This is a genomic window from Halorussus marinus (assembly GCF_004765795.1).
GTDB lineage: Archaea > Halobacteriota > Halobacteria > Halobacteriales > Haladaptataceae > Halorussus > Halorussus marinus.
The window spans coordinates 104,772-123,884 of record NZ_SBIV01000008.1 but is presented as its reverse complement, the minus strand read 5'-3'; the positions used below and the strand labels follow the sequence as shown (position 1 = coordinate 123,884).

Sequence of the window (19,113 nt, the reverse complement as noted above, 5' to 3'; positions counted from 1 at the left end):
TCACTCCCCGCTCAGTCGGCGGACGCTCCACGAGATGCCGATCCCGGCCGCGAGAAGCACCACCAGATTGAACGCGGTCCGGTACAGCGGCTGGTAGCGCCGCGAGATGAACGTGTCGATAGTCGCGCCGACGCTGGCGTAGAGTTGCGCGACCGCGACGACCGCGAGCAGGGCGAAAAGCCCCAGCGCGCCGCGGTAGATGTTTGTCCGCACGTCGAAGCCGGTGGTCGACGGAGCCGGTTCCTCGGTCGCGTTCGGATCGTCTGTCTCGGTCATGTCTGTCTCCGTGCGAGCAGTACCGCGCCGACGAGCGCCGCGAGCGCCCCGACGGCGGTGAATCCGGGGATTCCGCCGCCGCCGCCGTCGTAGCTGGCCTCGGTCGTCTCGCGCCTCGGTGCGTCCTCGCCGCGTTCGAAGTCGCTCACCTCGACGCCGACCTCCCGGACGGTCTCGTTGACCGAGAGGGTCTCGGTCGGGTTCAGGTTCGCCGCGCTCCGGGCGGTGCCGACGACCACGCCGTCCTTCCAGAGCACCGCGTCGAGGTAGTAGTTGTAGCCGTCGGGCACCTCGAGTTCGGCGCTCGGCGAGGCGGTCCGCCCCGGCGCGATGGTGCCGACCCGGACGGTCGTGCGGTCGGCGACGATGTTCGAGTCGGCCTGCCGGGCGGTGAGGACGACCCGGAGCTGTTCGGAGGCGGCGTCGCCGTCGTTGGTGAGGGCGGTCGAGACGTTCAGGACGGTGCGGTTCCCGTCGGTCTCGGCGACGCTGTACTCGACGGCGGGGAACTCGCCGCCGAGCCAGTGGAATCGCACGTCGGTCTCGGCGTAGGCGGGGGTGAGCGTCCCCACGCCCCGGACCGCTTTACTGCCCTCGCCGATGCGCTCGCCGTCGCGGAACACCACGGTCTCGATCCGGTAGCCGCCCGATCGCTCGACCGAGAGGTTCTGGACCACCGACACCTCGCGGTCGCCCGAGATCGGCGGGACCGCGACCTCGTCGGTGGTCTCGACCAGCCCGGAGTCGAGGTGGACCGCCCGGACGAGGACGGTGACGTTCTCGTCGTCGCCGCCACGGTGGTCGAGGCGGGTCTCGACCGACAGCGTCGCCGTGGCGCCCGACACCTCGCCGGGGGTGATCGACACCTCCTCGATGTCGAGGTAGCTCGGGCGGACGTCCTCGGGTTCGGCGTCCGCCACCGCCCCCGGGACCGCGGCGGCCGCGACGACCGACACCGCGACGACGGCGGCGATCGCGACTGCCAGCATCGTCTCGCGGTTCATGTTCGTGCGGTTACGTGTGGCGGGCAAGTACTTTGTGGTCGGGCGATCGGACCGACGCGACCGCGGGCCACAGACCCTTGTGGCGGCGGTCCTAACCCCCGCTCGATGACTGGCTTCGAAAGCGTCGTCCTCGACGTCGACGGCACGCTGGTCCGGGGCGGCGACCCCGTCCCGGGCGCGATCGGCGCGCTCGACCGACTCCGGGAGACCGGGGCCGACGTGTTGCTGTTCTCGAACAACCCCACCCGGGAACCCGCGTCCTACCGCGAGTGGCTCGCCGACCTCGGGTTCGAGGTTCGCCCCGGCGAGGTGCTGACCTCCGGGGTCGTCACCGCCGAGTACCTCGCCGACGAGCACCCCGACGATCCCGTCTACGTCGTCGGCGAGCAGGGGCTGTGTGACCTGCTCGCGGCTCGCGACCGCGCGTTGACCGACGATCCCGAGGCCGCGGCGGTCGTGGTCGGCTCGATCGACCGGGAGTTCACCTACGACCGCCTGCGCGACGGGCTGTGGGCGCTCGACGGCGCGACGTTCGTGGCGACCGATCCCGACCGCACGATCCCGGTCGACGGTCGCCCGTTGCCCGGTTCGGGCGCGATCGTGGCCGCGCTCGCCGGCGCGGCCGACCGCGACCCCGAGGCGGTGCTCGGCAAGCCCTCCGAGCGGGCCGCGACCGCGGCGCTCGACCGCGTCCGGGCGGACGCCGGGTCGTGTCTTGTGGTCGGCGACCGCCTCGACACCGACCTCGCGATGGGCGAACGGGCGGGGATGACGACCGCGCTCGTGCTGTCCGGCGTGGCGACCCGCGAGGACGCCGCGGCCGCCGACCCGGCGCCCGACTACGTGCTGGAGTCGATCGCGGACCTCCCGGCCGCGCTCGCCGACCGGTAGGGCCACGCTTTTGGCGCCGCGACCGGTCTCGATGCACATGCGAGTGCTGTTCGTCCACGCCGACCGCGTCGCGTTCGAGGCGACGACGGCGGTCGAGCCGGGGGTCGACGCCGCCGAGCCCGACGGCGCTCCGTCCGCGGGCGAGCTCACCGACTGCGTGGCCGCGTTCGTCGGCGTCGAGTCGGCCGACGCGACCGCCCTCGACGCGGTGGTCGCCGACGCGGCCGACGAGCTTCGGGCCGCGATCGACCGCCTGAACGCCGACGGCGCCGTCCTCTCGCCGGCTGATCACCTCGTCGACGACCCCGCCGACGCCGAGCGCGTCCGGACCGTCCTCCGGGGGCTCGACGCCGCGATCGCTCCCGAGATCGAGGTGGTTCGCGCGCCGGTCGGGTGGCACGCCGCGCTCGACCTCTCGGCGAAGGGCCACCCGTTCGCGCGCCGATCGGTCCGGATCGACCCCGCAGACGCCCGCGAGGCGCCGCCGACCGAGCGCCGACTGCTCGGAGCCGACGGCGAGCTCACCCACCCCGAAGACCTCGACGCGGCGCTCGACGACGCCCGCGCCGTCCTCGATGCCGACCCGACGGGAGCGTTCGCGGGCGACCGCGGCGACGGGCTCGCGGTCGAGCGCCTGCGCGAGTCCGGACTCGCCGACTCGCCCGACGACGACGGCGGGCTCCGGTGGCTCCCCCGCGGCGCGGTGGTCCGGGACGTGCTGGCGGCGTACGCCGCGGACCTCGCCGCCGAACGCGATGGGGCGCCGATCGAGACCGCCGGCGTCGACGGCGTTCGAACCGGCGGGGACGCCCCGTCGGTCGCCGATCCGGGCGTCGAGTCGACCGATCGGCCGGCGTGGCGCTTCGATCCCGGCCGCGAGACGCCCGAACTCCGCGCCGCGACGCGCGACCCCGAGCGCGCCCGCGAGGCGTTCCGAGCCGGCGTCGAGGTGGCGAGCCGGGCGAGCGAGGCGCTGGGCCTCGACGTCCGGCCGATGGTTCGGGCGACGCGGGCGTTCTACGCCGACAACGAGACGTGGCTCGCCGAACTGGCCGGGGCGTTCGACGCGCCGGTCCCCGTCGAAGTCTCCGAGAAGAAGCGCGGCTCGCGGTCGCTCGCAGTCGATCTGCTCACGATAGACGCCGACGACCGTGCGCTCGCGGTCGCCGGGGTTCGGCTCGACCGCGCCGCACCCGACCGCGATGGCCCGGAATCGGACGGCCCGGTCAGACGCGTGCGGTGTGCGCCGGTCGGACGGCTCGACCGCGCGGTCGACGCGCTGGCCGCGAGCGCGGCCCGCCGGGACCCGCCGGGGATCCCGACGTGGCTCGCGCCGACGCAGGTCCGGCTCGTCCCGGTCGCCGACCGACACCTCGCCCGATGCGAGGCGGTCGCGACCGCCCTCGACCCCGGCGGCGTCCGGGTCGATATCGACGACCGAACGGCGACCGTCGGCGACCGACTCGCGGACGCGGCGGCCGACTGGGTCCCGTACTACGCGGTCGTCGGCGACCGCGAGCGCGACGCCGACGCCCTCGACGTGACCGTCGGACGCGAGGCGACCGAGCGCGAACTGACGGTCTCACAGCTCCGCGAGGCGGTGGCGGCGGCCGTCGGCGACAAGCCCCGATCCAGACTGTCGACGCCCCGGCGTGTGAGTCGGCGGCCGCGGTTCGCGGACCGGGGGGGTCGGTAACCCCGGCTCGGTCACGGGCGGGTGGCGGTGAGCACCCAGTCGTCGGGGGTCCGGCGTTCGACCTCGAACCCCTCGATATCGGAGGGTCGGCTGTCGGTCACCTCGGCGAGATACTCTCTGACCGGCGCGGGATCGCGGTCGCTGACGAGCGCGAACGTCTCGCCGCTGTCGAGCGCCTCGAAGCGCTCGGCGACGCGCTCGCGGCGCCGCTCCGGAGAGTCCCCGCGGATGTCGAGGGCGCCGTCCGGCGGATCTGGGTCCCACGCGGTCGCGGCGGCGTCGGCGACCGACTCGGCGACCCCGGCCAACTCGGCGATCGGCTCGCCGGGCACCGGCGTCTCCTGGAACTCGGTCGCGAACGGAAGCTCGGCGAGGACGGGCGCAGACAGCGTCTCTGCAGGCGAGCTTCCGGGGAAGAGGTCGTGGTCGTCACCGCACGTCGGACAGGTGAACCCGCCCATGTTGACGACCGCCCCGAGCACCGGCACGTCGTTGTCGCGGAACAGTTCGACGCTCCGGGCGGTGTCGTCGAGGCTCGCGGGGAAGGTAGTCGTCACGACCACGACCCCGTCGACCGGCACCTCCTGCAGGGTGGTGAGCACCACGTCGCCGGTCCCCGGCGGCAGGTCGAGGACGAGCGTGTCGTCGGCACGCCACGCGGTGTCCTCGAACAGTTCGGTCAGCGCGTCGTGAGCCATCGCGCCCCGCCACGCCAGCGGCGCGCCCGACTCCATCAGGCCGACGCTCATCACGTCGAGGTCGGCGTCCGGCCCCGACGCCTCCACCGGGAGCGGGCGGCCCGCCTGATCGGATCGGACGGGGCCCGAGACCTCGAGCAGCGACGGCACGTTCGGCCCGTGGATGTCGGCGTCGAACAGTCCGGTCGGCCGGTCGGCCGCGAGCGCGCACGCGAGGCCGGTCGAGACGGTCGACTTACCGACCCCGCCCTTCGCGCTCGCGACCGCGATCACCGTGTCGAACTCCGCGACCCCGCCGGTCCGGTCGTCGCCGGTCGGCGCGACCGGCTCGACGTGAGCGCTCTCGACGCCGGGGACCTCCCTGACCGCCCGGAGCATCGCCTCCATCGCGGCGGTCGCGCTCGACTCGTCGAACTCGGTGACCGCGGCCTCGACGGTCGCCGCCCGCCCGTCGACGTCGATCGACTCGATCAGTCCAGCTTCGAAGACGGTCACGTCGGCGTCCGGGTCCCTGACCGCCCGGAGCGCGGCCTCGACCCGGTCTTCGAGCGAGGCGTCGTCGGGCGGGTCTCGTCGCGTCTCGTCCGAGTCGTCTTGGGGCGGCTTCGGTCGGTTGCGGTCGGTGGATGGGGTCTCGGTCATTGTCAGAGGTTCGGGGTTCGGTTGAGGTCGTCCTCGCCCGGGAGCGTCCGATCGGTCTCCTCGAGTGCGCCGGTGAACTGCCGGCGGAAGCTACCCGCGTCGACCTCGCGTGCGCGGGCGGCCGTCTTCCGGACGATGTCGCTTTCGTCGTCGGCGAGTCGGGCCAGCGCCTCCTCGGCCCGCTCGTCGTCGATGCCGCCGAGCAGGTGGGCGGCCCACTCGCGGACCCGCTCGCTCGGATCGTCGACCAGCCCGAGCAGGACCGACAGCGCGCCCTCGCCGCGGCGCTTGAACAGCGACACCGCGGCGTTCCGCCGGACCGCGTGGTGGTCGTCGTCGAGCGCCGCCTCGATGGCGGGCTCGTGGGCCGCCCGATCGAGCCGATCGAGCGCGACGACCGCTTCCGCCCGGACCCACGGCTCGGGATCGTCGGTCAGCGCGAGCGCGGTCTCGGCCGCGACCGACCCGCCGAGCTTCGCGAGCGCCTCGACCGCGAACTGCCGGACTTCGGCGTCGTCGTCGGTCCTCGCGGCCGCCGACACCGCCTCGACGATCGCTGGAGCCGGCTCGCGGTCCGCGAGCGCCAGCGCGGCCCGCCGGCGCTCGACGACCTCGTCGCCGGCGAGCGAGTCGAGCAGATCGGCCACCTCGTCGTCGGCGACCGGCTCGGTGTCGCTGGCCGCGAGCTCCGCGGGCGTTGCCTCGCCGATGGTCACGTCCCGATCGACCTCGATGTCTTCGAGCCCCGCGGGCTCGGCGTCGAACCCGGGGCTCCGCTCGGGGTCGAGTTGCGGGTCCGGCGGGCCGTCGGTCGCCTCCTCGTCTCTCACGCAGACTCACCCCCGTCTGCGAGCAGCGCGAGCGCGACGACGACGCCGAGCGCCCCGAGCAGCGTTCCCGGGACGCCGGCCGCGACCACCAGTCCGGCCCCGAGCGAGCGGTCGGGCCTGCGGCGCCGACCCCCGCGGACGATCCCGGCGACGCCGCCGGCGACCGCGAACGCGACGAGCCCGAGCGGCGCGTCGACGACCCCGCCGCCGACGAGCATCACCGCCCCGGCGACGTAGGGGGCGCTCGTCGCGAGCCCGAACGTCAGGCCGCCCGCGAGCGCGCCGGCCGCCAGGCTCGCCCGGTCCCAGCCGACGAGCGCGGGGGTCAGACCGATCCCGACCAGCGCCGCGACCGACCCGATCGGACGGAGCGTCGCCGGCGCGACGCCCGCGCTCGCCGCGAGCGAGACGCCGACGCCGGTCGCGAGGACGGCGCCGACGCCGACCCGGCAAGCCCTCCGCAGGCTCGCGTCAGCCCCGAGGCGGCGCGCACGCTCCGCGACAGCGAGCGCGCCGCCACAGACGGTTCCGGCCGCGGCGGGGTACCACGCCGCCGGCGACGCGATCGCGAGCAGTCCGAACCCGCCGGCGAACGCGAGGCCGACCCGCTCGCCGGGCGCGTCGGCGAGCGCCGCGAGCACTAGCGCCGCCACCGCCGGGCCCGCGACCGCCGTCGGGAGCCCGACGGCGGCGAGTTCGGCGACCCCGGCCGGCACCGGTCCGGGGGCGTTGTGCGCGACCCGGTACAGCGTCGCTCCGGCGACCGGGACGACCGCGAGCAGTCCGGCGACGACGCGGGGCGAGACCGGCACGACCGCCGAGAGCCCCGCCAGACGCGCCCCGAGGCGATCGCCGGGCGTTCGGGCCGTCCGCTCGGCTCGACGGCGGCTCACTCGGGGTCACCCCCTTCGAAACGATCGGCGAGCGCGGCCTGATCGGCGGTCACCAGCCGGTCGAGGAAGCCGGCGAGTTCGCCGTAGATGCTCGTCCCGGACTCCTCGGCCAGCCGGTCGGCCAGGCCGCCCGCGACGACGTGGAGGTGGCGGTCGTGGAGGTCGAGCCGGGCCCGCGCGGCGTCCGTCGACGACTCGGCCTCCCGGCGCGCGAGGTAGCCCGCGAACTCGAGCTGGTACGGGAGGTAGTCGTGGTTGTCGCGGGCCGACTCGTCGACGTCGAGCCCGAAGTAGTCGTACGCCCGCGCCAGATCGAGGTTCACGTCGTTCCACGACGCCTCGGGGCGGTAGGCGGTCTCGTACAGCGACACCGGCGGCCCCTCGCTGTCGAGCGACCCATCGGTCCGGTCCTCGTACTCGGCGTAGCCGACGGTGAACAGGTCGTTGAACCGGGCACACAGCGTCTCGCGGTCCTCGGCGACGGTGAGGTCCGGCGAGTCGACCGCGAGCCCCGAGGCCTTGACCAGCGCCCGGCAGGTCTCGTCGACGTCGCCGGCCGCCAGCCGGGCGTACGTCGCCTCGTCGGGCTCGTCGAACAGCGTGGCGAGCAGCCCGTAGAGCCCGCCGCGGGCGGCCGCCCGGCGGTCGAGGTCGTCGGCGCCGAGGCGGTCGGTATCGACCGGTGGGTCCTCGCGAGCGTCGGCGGTCATTCGGCTCCACCTCCGGTGTTCCGGACCGCCTGGATCGTCACCAGCGAGACGCCGACGATGGCGAGCCCCGCGATCGTCCACAGGATCGACTCGTAGGGCGGGCCCTGCGGGCCGGGGCCGAGCCGGAAGTGGTACCACTCGCTGACCGACTTCCGCCCCGACCGCTCCATCTCCGAGCCGTTCCACGCCGCGAACGACACGTCGACGTCGCGCTCGACCGCCAGCGTGGTCCTGTTGGCGGCGTCGGCCGCGGTCGGCCGCGAGAGCACGACCGTCCAGCGCCCGTCGTCGTGGGTCGCCGAGGCGTTCACCGCGGGCCGCTCGAAGGGGGTCGTGGTCCCCGCGCCCCCGGCCAACAGCTCCTCGGTCCCGGCGTCGCCCCGCCAGTACCAGACGTTGACCGGGTTGCGGGTGCTACCCATCGCGATCGGCGGGCGGACGCTGGTGTTGGCCGGCACCTGCACCGCGACCGCGTCGGCGAACTCCCGGGGGGCCGAGGCGTTCAGGTCGGCCGTCTCGTCGGCCCACGACAGTCGGAGGTAGAATCGACCGTCGGACTCGGCCGACTGGACCCGAATCCCCTCGATCGACGTCTCGTCGGCGTTCGGCAGTCCGCTCGGGGCGCTGGTCATCGGCACCTCGACGGCGGGCACGGCGTCCCACGCCTCGCCGGTCGGCCGCTGGGGGTTCTCGTCGGCCCGGACCGACTCGACCGGGATCTGGTTCGCGGGGCGGGCCGACGCCAGCGTCGGCGCGAGCGCGCCCGTCACCACGAGCAGGCAGGCGAGCGCCGCCCAGACCGCGAGGAGGCGGTCCTCAGCCATCGTCGAACACCTCCGGACCGACGGTCCGGCGAGTCCGACGCTGCTCACGCATCGTCGAACACCTCCAGTCGGTACTTGCGCGCGGGGTTGGTGTCGGTCAGCATGTCGAGCAGTTCGCTGTCGCCGCCCCGATCGACCTTATCGCGCTCGCGCTCGATCGTATCGAGCGCGTCGTGGACGCGCTCGCCGAACAGCTCTTCGAGGTACGTCCGAGGGATGCGGTCGACGTCGATCGTCTCGCCGTCCTCGGAGTGCTGGGGCGGTGCGAACGGCGGGATGTAGTAGACGTTGGGCTGAGTCCGGTACTCGGGGTGGAGCGGCAGGGCGACCTCGTACTCCTCGACCAGCTTGTAGATCGGGCCCTGCTCGTCGTCGAGGAAACCCACGAGCCGGAGCTGTGGCGGACACTCCTCGGCGCAGGCCGGCGCGAACGTCTCGCCCTCGGGGCCCTCGCCTTCGAGCCGCGGGTAGCAGAAGACGCACTTCTCGGAGGTCTTCTGGGCCGCGTTGTAGTAGACTTTCTTGTACGGACACCCCTCGACGCAGTAGCGGTACCCCCGACACCGCTCCTGGTCGATCAGGACGATGCCGTCCTCCTCGCGCTTGTAGATCGCCTTTCTGGGGCAGGCCTCGACGCACGAGGGGTGGGTGCAGTGGTTGCAGATGCGCGGGAGGTAGAAGTAGTAGGAGTTGGGGTACTCGCCGGCGCCCTGGTCCTCGTCCCAGTTGGGGCCCCACTCGGGGTCCGACTGGGGCCGGAGCGGCTGGTCGCCGCCCTCGTACATGATCTCCTCGTGGTTGAACTCCCACGACTCGCCGTAGTCTTCCTTGTCGGGGATCTCGCCGGGACTGCGCTCGCTGTGGTCGGACGACTGCCAGCCGCCGCCCGACTCCTCCCAGCCGCGGGGGTAGCCCTCGCCGGGCTTGGTCTCGACGTTGTTCCAGTACATGTAGTCGCGACCCCCGCCCTCGGTCCACAGCGACTTGCACGCGACCGTACACGTCTGGCATCCGATGCACTTGTTGAGGTCCATCACCATCGCGACCTGGTGGTCGACCCCGTCGGCGAGGTCGACGGACTCGCCCTCGCCGGCGGCGGTCGTGGTGTCCTGACTGCTCATTCGCCGTCACCTCCCGGCTTGCGCACGTCGACCCGGACGTCGCTGTTGACCCCGGTCGGCCCCCAGTAGTTGGGGAAGAAGTAGAGGTGTTCGCCCGACTCCTCGGGGTACTGGACCAGCTGGGTCGGCTTCATGTACATCGGGACGAGCGTGTTGAAGTTGTTCCGGCTGTCGTACTGGAACTTCTCCCACGAGAAGAAGTGCCGGACGGTGCCGGGTTCCCCGGACGGGTAGAGCTTCGCCTGGACCTCGACGCTCCCGAGGTCGTTGAACACCTCGACGGTGTCGCCGTCCTCGATGCCGCGCTCGGCGGCGTCCTCCGGGTGGAGGTAGACGACGGGCTCGCCCCGCTGGAGCCGGAGCATCTTCTCGCTGTCGCGCCACGTCGAGTGGATCGCCCACCTGCCGTGGGGCGTGTTGTACTCCATCGGGTAGTCGCCGCCGGTGTTCGTCGGCCCCTCCTTGTGGGTCGGCAGCTGCTCGTCGAGTTCGAGGAACCAGTCGTGGTCGATGTAGTACTGCTGGCGCCCGGTGACCGTCGGCCACGGGTTCTTCTCCTGCACGAAGTCCTGCCACGGCGCGTAGGCCTCCCCCTCTTCGATGTCGGAGGTCCAGTGGTCGCCGGCCTCCAGCAGGCGCTGGGGCTGTTCGACGGTGTCGGCGAACTCGATCTGCTCGTCGGTGCCGTCGGGGTTCGTCTCGGCGGAGTTTTCGAGGATGTACTCGCAGGCCGCTCGGTCCTCGGCGAGCGCGCCCGCCTCGCCGGTCTGCCAGTCCCGGACGTAGTCGTCGTGGATCGATTGGAGGTCGATCTCGCGGTCGAACTGCCGATCGGCGATCGGCTCGACACCCCGCTCGGTCGCCACTTCCTGAATCTTCTCGGCGAGCTCCCGGAAGATTTGCCAGTCGGTCTTGGACTCGCCCAGCGGCTCGACCGCGGGCGTGAACGGGTGCACGTAGGTGTGCATGTCCGTCATCGAGAGGTCGTGTTTCTCGTAGTGGCTCGCGGTCGGGAGCACGATGTCGCTGTACATCGCCGTCGAGTCCATCCGGAAGTTGATGTCGACCACGAGGTCGAGCTTCGGCCACAGCTCCTCCTCGACCGCGACGTTGCCCTTCGCCTGATTGAAGTAGTTGCCCCGCCAGACGAACATCGTCGTCGGGTCGGGCCGCGAGCCGTCCTCGCGCTCGGCGGGGTAGACCGGCATCCACCCCTCGTCGACGGCTTCGCGGATCTTCGCGGCGGTGTCGGGGTCGGTGTTGTCGAGGATGCCGGCGTGGTAGTACGTCCACAGCGTCGTCGGCACGCCCCTGACGCTCCCGGTCGGGAACGACAGGGACTTCCACCCGTCGAACGTCCAGATCTTCTCCTGGCCGACGTAGTGGTCGAGGCCGGTTCCCTGCTCGCCCATGTTGCCGGTCAGGGTCACCAGGAGCTGGATCGCGCGGTTGCCGAGGTCGTTGTGGTACCAGTCATTGACGCCCTTGCCGTGGATGATCTTGGCCTTCTCGGCCTCGGCGAACTCCCGGGCGAGCCGCTGGTACGTGTCGGTGCCGACGCCGGTCTCCTCGTGGACGGTCTCGGGGCCGTACTCCGCGAGCTCCTCGCGGAGCTCGTTCCAGACGGTCCGGACTTCGACCTCGCCGTCGTCGGTCCGGACGGTCCGCTCGGCGTCGAGTCGCGGGTCGAAGTCGAGTTCGATGCTCGCCGAGTAGTCCGTCTGGCCGTCGCGCTCGCCCAGCGAGCCGGGCGTCTCCCGGAGGTCGCCGTCCTCGTCGACCATCAGGAGCATCCACTTCGGGCGGTCGGCGTCGGTCTCGACGCCCGGCACGTCGCTGGCCCGGAGGAACTTCCCGGTGTCCTGACGGACCAGCAGGGGCATGTCGGTCTGCTCCTTGAGGTGGGCCTCGTCGTACAGCCCCTCGTCGACGATGGTCCGAGCCATCCCGAGCGCGAGCGCGGTGTCGGTGCCGGGCTCGGGGCTGACCCACTCGTCTGTGTGGATCGCGGTCTGAGAGTAGTCGGTGAACACGCCGACACGCTTGGTGCCGTCGTAGCCCGCATCGAGGAAGTACTTCGCGTCCGGGATGCGAGTGACGTTGATGTTCGATCCCCACGCCACGATGTAGTCTGCGTTGTACCAGTCGGCGCTCTCTGCGTTGTCGGTCTGGGTGCCCCAGGTGATGGGCTGGCCCGGCGGCAGGTCCGAGTACCAGTCGTAGAAGCTGTGAGAGACGCCCCCGAGCAGATTGACGAGCCGCGAGCCGCTGGCGAACGACACCGGACTCATCGCCGGGATGGGCGTGAACCCCGAGATGGCGTCGTACCGGCCCGCCTGCACCTCGTCGACGACGTGCTCGGCGATCTCGGTGAGCGCCTCGTCCCACGAGACTCGCTGCCACTTGCCCTCGCCGCGCTCGCCGACCCGCTTGAGCGGGTGTTTGATGCGCTGGTCGGCGTTGACGTAGTCGGTGTAACACGCCCCCTTCTGACAGCCCCGGGGGTTCGGGTCCGGGAGGCTCTCGTCGAATCGGGGGTAGTCGCCCGACTGCTCCTCGCGCCAGACCTGCCCGTTCTTGACGTAGACGTTCCACGAGCAACTCCCGGTGCAGTTGACGCTGTGGGTCGAGCGGGCGACCGAGTCCCAGTCCCACTCCTCGCGGTAGAGGTCCTCCCAGTCGCGGTACGGGTACTCCCCGATCGGGTCCTCGACCGTCTCCAGCCCGTCCATCCGGAACAGGTCGTCGTCGGCCGCCGCGCTACCGAGGCCGAGCACCGACGCGACCCCGAGGCCTTCGAGGAACCCCCTTCGGGAGACGCCGGGCGACTCCGTCGGGTCGCCGGGCGGGTCGCCCACGTCCGGGGCGGTGTCGGTCGGCTCCTCGTGGTCCGATTCGCCTGTCGTCTGGTCGTCGAGTGAGTTTCGGCTCATTCGTCTCTCCGTAGGAAAACCGTCGCGAGTGCGAGCGCTGCGCCGACCGCGCCGAGCGCGAGCCCCGCGAGCGTGTCGCCGCCAGCGTCGAGGCCGAGCGCGACCAGCCCGACGCCGAGGAGCTTGCTCGCGCGGTCGAGGTGTCGATACGTCCTCGCCGACAGTGCGACGCCCGCGGCGTCGGGGTCAGCGGTCGGGCCGTCAGTCATCCCCGTTCACCTCCGCGGTCTCGTCGGCGCGCTCCCGGTCGTCGCCGCCCGCCAGCACCCGGTAGGTCACCAGGCCCGAAGCGATCGGGACGACCACCAGCGCGACCGTGAGGATCGGGTTCACGACCCCAGTGCCGACCCCGATCGCTCGTCCGAGGAGGTTGTTCATCCCCGCGATCGAGGCGATCATGACGAACTGGACCGCCGCGACCCCGACAGCGGTCTGGCGCGGCCGGTCGAGCGGATTCGCGGTGAAGTGGGTCGGCTCCTCGCGGGAGTCGACGAACGGCCAGATCGCGACCGCGCCGAACACGAGCGTCGGGAGTACGACGCCGCCGACGAACTCGGTCGAGACGTGGACGTCGACCACCGGGATCGTGAAGCTCAGCCACGACGGCAGCAGCTTCAGGAAGCCGTACACCCACATCAGGAACCAGTCGGGCATGATGAGCTCCGGGGTCCCGGCCGGGTCGTTCGGGCCGTATTCGGCGATGTTGTGGACCGGCAGGAACCCGGCCAGCGCCGACAGGGTCGCCAGCGTCAGGAAGAAGACGACCGCGCTCACGGCCGCCTGGTTCGGGAACGCCGGCAGGCCGACGACGACGCCGTCGTCGTCCGCCGAAACCGTCGCGTCGGCGGTCGCGGTCCCGCCGTCGCCGATCGCCGGCTCGCCGTCCGAGGCGGTCGTGCCGGGATTGGCCGATCGGGCGCCGGTCTCCGCGTCGGCCGATCGGCTGGCCGCCCCCGGACCGGGAACGTCGCCGTCGCGGGGCGCCTCGGTGTGTTTCTGGCGGACGAGGATCACCATGTGGACCGCGAGCAGTCCGGCGATGAGCGCCGGGATCACGAGGACGTGGAGGAAGTACAGCCGCGGGATGGTGGCGCTCGACGGGAACTGGCCGCCGAACACGACTTTGCCGATCACCTCCCCGACGACGGGGACCGAGATGGCGAGGTTGTAGCCGATCCCGGTCGCGGTCGCGGCGAACTCGTCGAACGGCAGCGCGTAGCCGGTGTAGGCCGCGCCCATCGCGAGCCCGGCGAGTCCGGTGCCGACGACCCAGTTGGGCTCGCGGGGGTTGCGGTACGCGCCGGTGAAGAAGACTCGGAGCATGTGGAGCCCGATGGCCGCGACGAACAGGTGGGCGGCCCAGTGGTGCATCCGCCGGATGAACATCCCGAACGGGACGTCGTAGGTGATCTGGAGCACGCTCGCGAACGCCTCGGGCACCTCCTGACCCTGGAACTTCTGGACGCTGCCCTCGTACTCGACGCCGCTGGTCGAGGGCTCGAAGAACATCCCGAGGAAGATCCCCGTGAGCACGAGCATCACGAAGCAGAACAGCGCGACCTCCCCGAGCAGGAACGAGTCCTCCGCGGGGAACGCCTTCCCGAGGAACGACCGACCCCGATCGAGGTCGAACCGGTCGTCGAGCCACGCGTAGGCCCGGTCGCCGGCGCCGGTCGCTCGCTCGGTCAGCCGGTCGGCTCGGGACATCACTCACCCCCGGGGCCGACCGGCCCCTCGAAGTCGCCCGTGGCGACCAGATATCCGTCGCTCGATACCGTGATGGGGAGTTGGGGCAGTGCCCGCGAGGGCGGCCCGCCCACGACCGCGGCGCCCGCCGTCGGATCGAACTTCCCGAAGTGACACGGACAGACCAGCGTCTCGCCGTCCTCGTCCGAGACCATACAGCCGGCGTGGGTACAGACCTTCGAGTAGGCCGCGTAGCCCGCGACCGTGAACTCCATGTTCGTCTCGCCGCCGTAGGCGTCCTCCGGGTGCCGAACCAGCAGCGTCGGCGCCTTCTCGATCCCCGGTCGGGGCTCGGGGAAGACGGTCATCTTCTCGCCTTCCGACAGCGCCGACTCGGAGATCGGCTCGCCCTCGCCGTCGACGAGGTTGATCCCCTCGGAGTAGATCGGCCCGGTGTAGGACCGCTCGAACACGCGGGTGAGCCCCGCCAGCGGCGCGGCGAGGCTCCCGACCGCGGTCAGCCCGCCCGCGGTCGCGAGCAGTTTCGCGTAGTCACGTCGCTCCATCGACGCCCGGGCGTCGGTGAAGATGCTGGGCCGACCGCCCGCGTCGGCGTCGGCGTCGGTCCCGCAGTCGGTACAACAGCCGTCGCAGTCGTCGGATTCGGTGTTCGGTCCCATCAGTGTGTCCTCCGTTCGGCGACCTCGACGTGCGGGAGGAACCACGCGTAGTACGCGACCGTGAGCAGCGCCAGCGAGACGAACATCCCCGCGGCGTACACGCCGAAGTACTGGGTCCGCGCGAGCGTGAGGTACTCGCCGGTGAACAGCGCGGCGAAGACGATGGCGAGGACGGTGAGCCCGCCCATCGCAAGAATCCCCTCGATCGCGTCCGAGGCGTCGTGATATTCGACCACCCACCGGTCGTCGGTCCGGAACCACGGGAGGCCGACAGCCCCGCCGTCGGCGACCGGTTCGGGCTCGCCGTCGTCGGGCCGGACCGCGGAGTTCATGAACCGGTGGACCGCGGTGAGCACCCCGACCAGCCCGAACAGCGCGACCCAGACGATGACGCCGACCTGGCTCGGCGCGAGCTTCTCGGGCGTGTCGACGATGTCACCCAGCGGCCGCATCTCGGTGACGCCCCGGTCGATCGCTATCTCCTCGCTCGGCGGTTCCCCGTGCAGCGCGACGTACCACATCGGCAGGAGGACGGCGGCGATCAGGAGGGCGACGACGACCGTCTCGCGCCTCACGGGCGACCACCCCGCGGACGCCGGCGGTCGACGGCGTCGGACGGCTCCCGACCCGCGCCCGGTCCGGCCGATGGGACTGTGGTTCGAGCCATAGTTCCCCTCGGTTTGAGATTCCGACTCGACGCCGGTAACCCACGGACCATCGTATACTGGGGGTTTAAGTCCCGAGCCGGTCGGGTCGCGATTCCCAGTCGGTAATAGGTGTGACTAACCCGTTCGGTAGAATTTTTATCCTGCCGACGGAGGTACCTTCACGTATGTCCGAGGAGGGCGTTCACGCCGAACTCGCGGTCGAGGATCGTTCGGTCTGCCGCATCGCCAGCGCCTCGGAGTCGGCACGGATCCAGTCGGTCTCGCGGTCGGGGCGGACCGGCGACGCCGTGACCGTCGAGTTCACGGCCGAGGCGGCCGCCGACCTCGACGACGTCACCGAGGTGTTTCACTACGGCGACGAGGTGATCTACCGGTTCGAGTGCCCGACGGGCGCGACTCCGGAGTGTGCCTGCGAACTCGTCGAGAGCCACGGCTGTCCGGTCCGTCACCTCGACCCGAACGAGGGGGCGATCGCGCTGTCGTTCGTCGCCTCGAATATCGGCGCGCTCCGGGAGATCGTCTCGGCGCTCCGAGAGACCTACGACGGAGTCACGCTCCGGCGACTCACTCGATCGACGTCCGCGGAGGGCTCGGACGACCTCGTGTTCGTCGACCGCACGGAGCTCACGAGTCGCCAGCGCGAGGTGCTCGAGACCGCCCACGAGATGGGGTACTTCGATCACCCGAAGGGCGCGAACGCCACCGACATCTCCGAGACGCTTGGCATCAACCGCTCGACGTTCGCCGAGCACCTCTCGGCCGCCCAGTCGAAGATCCTCACCTCCGTCCTCGAAGCCTGAGCCGGCGCGGCGGGCCGATCGACGCCGCCGGAGGTTTCAACGCCCACACGATGTGGGGACGGGGGTTATTCAGGTTCGGGCGGTGGTGTGAGCCAACGGGGTCACCGTGGCACCGGAGTACGTCTTCGACTGTCCGGAGTGTACGGCGCAGGTGATCGTCGACGCCGACATCCGGTCGGAATTGCTGACCACTGGGTGCGTCCTGTGTGAGACGCCGGTCTCGTCTAACGCGTTTCTCCGGGCGACCGACGCTTGCCGATCAGAGTGATCGTCGCCGACCCACTCTGAGTGACGCGTGCCGAAATCGCCGCGCCGTCTGGGAACTGTTAGTACGACTTGCGGTACCGACCCACACTTTAAATATTCTTTATACGAATAAAAAGAACGAGTTTTAATACTCTCAGTCATTAGACGGTGGCGAATGCCTTCGCTCGACTTCGAACCGCTGACCTACGAGGAACTGTCGCCGGAGCGTCGGCCGACGCTCTCGCAGGCGCTCGTGCCGGTTCTGGGGGTCGTCGTCTTCCTCGGGATCGGCTCGGGGTATCTGAAGCTCGCGCCCCACGCGCCGTTGCTCTGGAGCATCGTGTTGACCGGACTGGTCGCGACCTACTGGCTGGGCCTGTCGTGGAACGACGTCTACGACGGGATCGCGAAGGGGCTGATGATGGGCCTGCAGGCGGTGCTCATCCTCTTTACGATCTACGCGCTCATCGCGACGTGGGTCAGCGCCGGGACGATCCCGGGGCTGATGTACTACGGGCTGTCGGTGCTCACCCCCGAGGTGTTCCTGCCCGCGACCGCGCTGCTCGCGGCGGCGGTCGCGTTCTCGATCGGATCGTCGTGGACGACCGCCGGGACGCTCGGAGTCGCGTTCATCGGGATCGGCTCGGGACTGGGCATCCCCGAGCCGATGACCGCCGGCGCGATCCTCTCGGGCGCGTACGCCGGCGACAAGCAGTCGCCGCTGTCGGACACCACCAACCTCGCGGCCGCGGTCACCAACACCGACCTCTACGACCACATCCGGTCGATGCGGTGGGGGACCCTGCTCGCGTTGGGCATCTCGGTCGTGCTGTACGCCGCGCTCGGCCTCCGGGCCGGCGGCGCGATCCCCGCCGGACAGGTCGCCGAGATTCAGGGCGCGCTCGCGGGGACTTACGACATCTCACCCCTCGTCTTTCTCCCGCTGGTCGTCACCTTCGGACTCGCGCTGTCCGGCTACTCGGCACTGCCGTCTCTGGTCGCGGGCGTGTTCGCCGGCGTGCTCACGACCGTCCTCCTGCAGGGCCAGTCGTTCGTCGTCGGCTGGGAGATATTCCTCAACGGCACCGAGCCCGCGACCGGGGTAGAACGGGTCGACAGACTCCTGCACAGTGACGGCCTCTCGGGCTCCGCGTGGACTATCACCGTGGTCGTCGCGGCGCTGTCGCTGGGCGGCCTGCTCGAATCGACCGGCATCCTCGCGGTGCTGGCCCACCGGCTCGCCGCCAGCATCCGGAGCCGATCGAGCCTCATCGTCAGCACCGGCGTCGGCGCCATCGTCGTCAACGTGCTCTCGGCCCAGCAATATATGTCGATTGTCGTGCCCGGGATGTCGCTCCGGAACCTCTACGACGAGTACGACCTCGACAGCGAGAACCTCTCGCGGGCGGTCGAGGCCGCCGGGACCCCGACCGGCGCGCTCATCCCGTGGCACGCCGGGGCGGTGTACATGTCCGGCGCGTTCGGCGTGGCGACGCTGGAGTACTTCCCGTACTACTTCTTCGCGTTCCTCTCGCCGCTCGTCCTGTTCGCGATGGGTCTGACCGGCTGGGGGATCACCGAAAAGCGGGTCGACGCCGGCGACGGTCGGTCGGCCGCGGCGGCCGACGACTGACCCGGACGCGAGGTCGCGACGAGCGCCGACGGCCCGGTCCGCGTCCGTTCAGTCGGCTTTCGCCGGGCTGTCCTCGTCGTGTTCGACGCCCGGGATGTTGCCGATCGCGAAGTCGCCGTCGTCGTCCTCGCCGCCGGCGATCCCGGTCGTGACGATCGTCCGGACTCCCTCCTCGACGGTCATGTCGACGTCGTACACCCTGTCTTCGGGGATGTGAGCCAGATAGCCGCCCATCACGGGATTGGGAGCGAACGGCAGGAACATCGCCACGAGCTCGTCCTCGCCGACCGCCTCGCCGATCGCGGGCGGCGACTGTGCCGTCTCGAACCCGAGGACGTACGACCCGTCGCGGGGGTACTCGACTACCTTCACGTCCTCGAAGTTCTCGGCCTCGCTCCCGAGCATCGCGTCGCCGACCCGTCGGACGCTCTGGTAGACCGTCCCGATTCCGGGAATCTCGGCGAGCGCGTTGTCGACCACGACCACGATGCGCTCGCCGTACCTGACGTGTGCGAGGCTCCCGACGCCGACGATACTGCCCACGAGGATGATGACCGCGACCACCTGCGGGAGGTAGCCGAACACCGCTCTGGGCACCGCCATCCCGAGGTCGACCCACACCGACCGGAGGACCCCGACGACGCCTGTCCACTCGAGCGCCGCCACCATCGGCGCGAACGCGCCGGCGATGAACTGGATGACCGTCGCCAGCACCCAGAGTGTCACCACCAGCGGCACGATGATGGCGATGCCTGTTATCGCGACAGTGAGCAGTCCGTCGTAGATCGATTCCCCGCGCTGTCGGGCCGCCTCGGTCGGCGATTCTGCGCGTCCCATCGTACGGTACCGACTCCACAGCCGACAATAGGGGTTGTGGCGGAT

General features: G+C 71.1%; 19 protein-coding genes. 5 read left to right on the top strand and 14 right to left on the bottom strand.

Translation table 11 applies throughout. The features are described from left to right. Positions 1–276 (bottom strand): DUF8060 family membrane protein, encoded by a 276-nt coding sequence (locus tag EPY72_RS15645; protein WP_134671843.1) that lies wholly within the window; start codon positions 274–276, stop codon positions 1–3. Next, positions 273–1,280 carry a DUF7490 domain-containing protein gene (locus tag EPY72_RS15640; RefSeq protein ID WP_135807029.1) on the bottom strand — a complete coding sequence of 336 codons (1,008 nt, stop codon included), beginning with the start codon at positions 1,278–1,280 and terminating at the stop codon, positions 273–275. Before EPY72_RS15640 ends, EPY72_RS15645 begins: the two co-directional genes overlap by 4 nt. 105 nt (positions 1,281–1,385) lie before the next feature. Here EPY72_RS15640 and EPY72_RS15635 point away from each other — a divergent pair, with 105 nt between their 5' ends. Next, positions 1,386–2,171, top strand: a complete 786-nt coding sequence (locus tag EPY72_RS15635) for an HAD-IIA family hydrolase (protein WP_135807028.1) — start codon at positions 1,386–1,388, stop codon at positions 2,169–2,171. A gap of 37 nt (positions 2,172–2,208) precedes the next feature. Then, a complete protein-coding gene (locus tag EPY72_RS15630) occupies positions 2,209–3,867 on the top strand; it encodes a threonyl-tRNA synthetase editing domain-containing protein (RefSeq protein ID WP_168216056.1) in 1,659 nt (552 codons plus the stop codon). 11 nt (positions 3,868–3,878) lie between these two features. Here the strand turns inward: EPY72_RS15630 and EPY72_RS15625 are convergent, their stop codons facing one another. From EPY72_RS15625 to EPY72_RS15575, 11 genes are read right to left on the bottom strand one after another with little or no spacing between them, the layout of a single operon-like run. After that, positions 3,879–5,207 (bottom strand): P-loop NTPase, encoded by a 1,329-nt coding sequence (locus EPY72_RS15625; RefSeq protein WP_135807026.1) that lies wholly within the window; start codon positions 5,205–5,207, stop codon positions 3,879–3,881. 2 nt (positions 5,208–5,209) lie between these two features. Next, positions 5,210–6,037 (bottom strand): HEAT repeat domain-containing protein, encoded by an 828-nt coding sequence (locus EPY72_RS15620; protein ID WP_135807025.1) that lies wholly within the window; start codon positions 6,035–6,037, stop codon positions 5,210–5,212. Further along, the gene (locus EPY72_RS15615; RefSeq protein ID WP_135807024.1) at positions 6,034–6,930 is read right to left on the bottom strand and encodes a DUF8068 family protein; all 897 of its coding nucleotides are present in this window, start codon (positions 6,928–6,930) and stop codon (positions 6,034–6,036) included. The genes EPY72_RS15620 and EPY72_RS15615 overlap by 4 nt, the downstream gene beginning before the upstream one ends. Further along, positions 6,927–7,640: a molecular chaperone TorD family protein gene (locus EPY72_RS15610; RefSeq protein WP_135807023.1), complete on the bottom strand. Its 714-nt coding sequence runs from the start codon at positions 7,638–7,640 to the stop codon at positions 6,927–6,929. Before EPY72_RS15610 ends, EPY72_RS15615 begins: the two co-directional genes overlap by 4 nt. Beyond that, on the bottom strand, positions 7,637–8,464 hold the full coding sequence (locus EPY72_RS15605; protein WP_135807022.1) for an ethylbenzene dehydrogenase-related protein: 828 nt from the start codon (positions 8,462–8,464) through the stop codon (positions 7,637–7,639). The genes EPY72_RS15610 and EPY72_RS15605 overlap by 4 nt, the downstream gene beginning before the upstream one ends. Before the next feature lie 44 nt (positions 8,465–8,508). After that, positions 8,509–9,585, bottom strand: a complete 1,077-nt coding sequence (gene narH, locus EPY72_RS15600; RefSeq protein ID WP_135807021.1) for a nitrate reductase subunit beta — start codon at positions 9,583–9,585, stop codon at positions 8,509–8,511. Beyond that, positions 9,582–12,518, bottom strand: coding sequence for a nitrate reductase subunit alpha (gene narG, locus EPY72_RS15595; protein ID WP_135807020.1), 2,937 nt, complete (start codon positions 12,516–12,518; stop codon positions 9,582–9,584). Before narG ends, narH begins: the two co-directional genes overlap by 4 nt. After that, positions 12,515–12,727, bottom strand: a complete 213-nt coding sequence (locus EPY72_RS15590) for a DUF8120 family protein (protein WP_135807019.1) — start codon at positions 12,725–12,727, stop codon at positions 12,515–12,517. The genes narG and EPY72_RS15590 overlap by 4 nt, the downstream gene beginning before the upstream one ends. Beyond that, positions 12,720–14,225, bottom strand: a complete 1,506-nt coding sequence (locus EPY72_RS15585; RefSeq protein ID WP_135807018.1) for a cytochrome b — start codon at positions 14,223–14,225, stop codon at positions 12,720–12,722. The genes EPY72_RS15590 and EPY72_RS15585 overlap by 8 nt, the downstream gene beginning before the upstream one ends. After that, a complete protein-coding gene (locus EPY72_RS15580; protein WP_135807017.1) occupies positions 14,225–14,884 on the bottom strand; it encodes a QcrA and Rieske domain-containing protein in 660 nt (219 codons plus the stop codon). Before EPY72_RS15580 ends, EPY72_RS15585 begins: the two co-directional genes overlap by 1 nt. Next, on the bottom strand, positions 14,884–15,459 hold the full coding sequence (locus EPY72_RS15575; RefSeq protein WP_135807016.1) for a hypothetical protein: 576 nt from the start codon (positions 15,457–15,459) through the stop codon (positions 14,884–14,886). The genes EPY72_RS15580 and EPY72_RS15575 overlap by 1 nt, the downstream gene beginning before the upstream one ends. A 257-nt stretch (positions 15,460–15,716) precedes the next feature. Between EPY72_RS15575 and EPY72_RS15570 the strand changes: the two genes are divergently transcribed. The 3 genes from EPY72_RS15570 to arcD all read left to right on the top strand — a co-directional run bounded on the left by EPY72_RS15570 (position 15,717) and on the right by arcD (position 18,231). Next, positions 15,717–16,352 (top strand): helix-turn-helix domain-containing protein, encoded by a 636-nt coding sequence (locus EPY72_RS15570; protein WP_135807015.1) that lies wholly within the window; start codon positions 15,717–15,719, stop codon positions 16,350–16,352. A gap of 106 nt (positions 16,353–16,458) precedes the next feature. Continuing rightward, on the top strand, positions 16,459–16,620 hold the full coding sequence (locus tag EPY72_RS20195) for a DUF7560 family zinc ribbon protein (protein WP_455429245.1): 162 nt from the start codon (positions 16,459–16,461) through the stop codon (positions 16,618–16,620). 153 nt (positions 16,621–16,773) lie between these two features. Next, entirely contained in the window at positions 16,774–18,231 is a 1,458-nt protein-coding gene (gene arcD, locus EPY72_RS15565; RefSeq protein WP_134671847.1) for an arginine/ornithine antiporter ArcD, read from the top strand. A 48-nt stretch (positions 18,232–18,279) separates the two neighbouring features. Here the strand turns inward: arcD and EPY72_RS15560 are convergent, their stop codons facing one another. Continuing rightward, positions 18,280–19,068: a DUF502 domain-containing protein gene (locus EPY72_RS15560; protein ID WP_134671848.1), complete on the bottom strand. Its 789-nt coding sequence runs from the start codon at positions 19,066–19,068 to the stop codon at positions 18,280–18,282. Positions 19,069–19,113: the final 45 nt, after the last annotated feature.

What these genes read in the sequence shown, in the direction of transcription:
- EPY72_RS15645 (WP_134671843.1), bottom strand. Translation starts at nt 276, where the DNA reads ATGACCGAGACAGACGATCCGAACGCGACCGAGGAACCGGCTCCGTCG.
- EPY72_RS15640 (WP_135807029.1), bottom strand. Translation starts at nt 1,280, where the DNA reads ATGAACCGCGAGACGATGCTGGCAGTCGCGATCGCCGCCGTCGTCGCG.
- EPY72_RS15635 (WP_135807028.1), top strand. Translation starts at nt 1,386, where the DNA reads ATGACTGGCTTCGAAAGCGTCGTCCTCGACGTCGACGGCACGCTGGTC.
- EPY72_RS15630 (WP_168216056.1), top strand. Translation starts at nt 2,209, where the DNA reads ATGCGAGTGCTGTTCGTCCACGCCGACCGCGTCGCGTTCGAGGCGACG.
- EPY72_RS15625 (WP_135807026.1), bottom strand. Translation starts at nt 5,207, where the DNA reads ATGACCGAGACCCCATCCACCGACCGCAACCGACCGAAGCCGCCCCAA.
- EPY72_RS15610 (WP_135807023.1), bottom strand. Translation starts at nt 7,640, where the DNA reads ATGACCGCCGACGCTCGCGAGGACCCACCGGTCGATACCGACCGCCTC.
- EPY72_RS15605 (WP_135807022.1), bottom strand. Translation starts at nt 8,464, where the DNA reads ATGGCTGAGGACCGCCTCCTCGCGGTCTGGGCGGCGCTCGCCTGCCTG.
- narH (WP_135807021.1), bottom strand. Translation starts at nt 9,585, where the DNA reads ATGAGCAGTCAGGACACCACGACCGCCGCCGGCGAGGGCGAGTCCGTC.
- narG (WP_135807020.1), bottom strand. Translation starts at nt 12,518, where the DNA reads ATGAGCCGAAACTCACTCGACGACCAGACGACAGGCGAATCGGACCAC.
- EPY72_RS15590 (WP_135807019.1), bottom strand. Translation starts at nt 12,727, where the DNA reads ATGACTGACGGCCCGACCGCTGACCCCGACGCCGCGGGCGTCGCACTG.
- EPY72_RS15585 (WP_135807018.1), bottom strand. Translation starts at nt 14,225, where the DNA reads ATGTCCCGAGCCGACCGGCTGACCGAGCGAGCGACCGGCGCCGGCGAC.
- EPY72_RS15580 (WP_135807017.1), bottom strand. Translation starts at nt 14,884, where the DNA reads ATGGGACCGAACACCGAATCCGACGACTGCGACGGCTGTTGTACCGAC.
- EPY72_RS15570 (WP_135807015.1), top strand. Translation starts at nt 15,717, where the DNA reads ATGTCCGAGGAGGGCGTTCACGCCGAACTCGCGGTCGAGGATCGTTCG.
- arcD (WP_134671847.1), top strand. Translation starts at nt 16,774, where the DNA reads ATGCCTTCGCTCGACTTCGAACCGCTGACCTACGAGGAACTGTCGCCG.
- EPY72_RS15560 (WP_134671848.1), bottom strand. Translation starts at nt 19,068, where the DNA reads ATGGGACGCGCAGAATCGCCGACCGAGGCGGCCCGACAGCGCGGGGAA.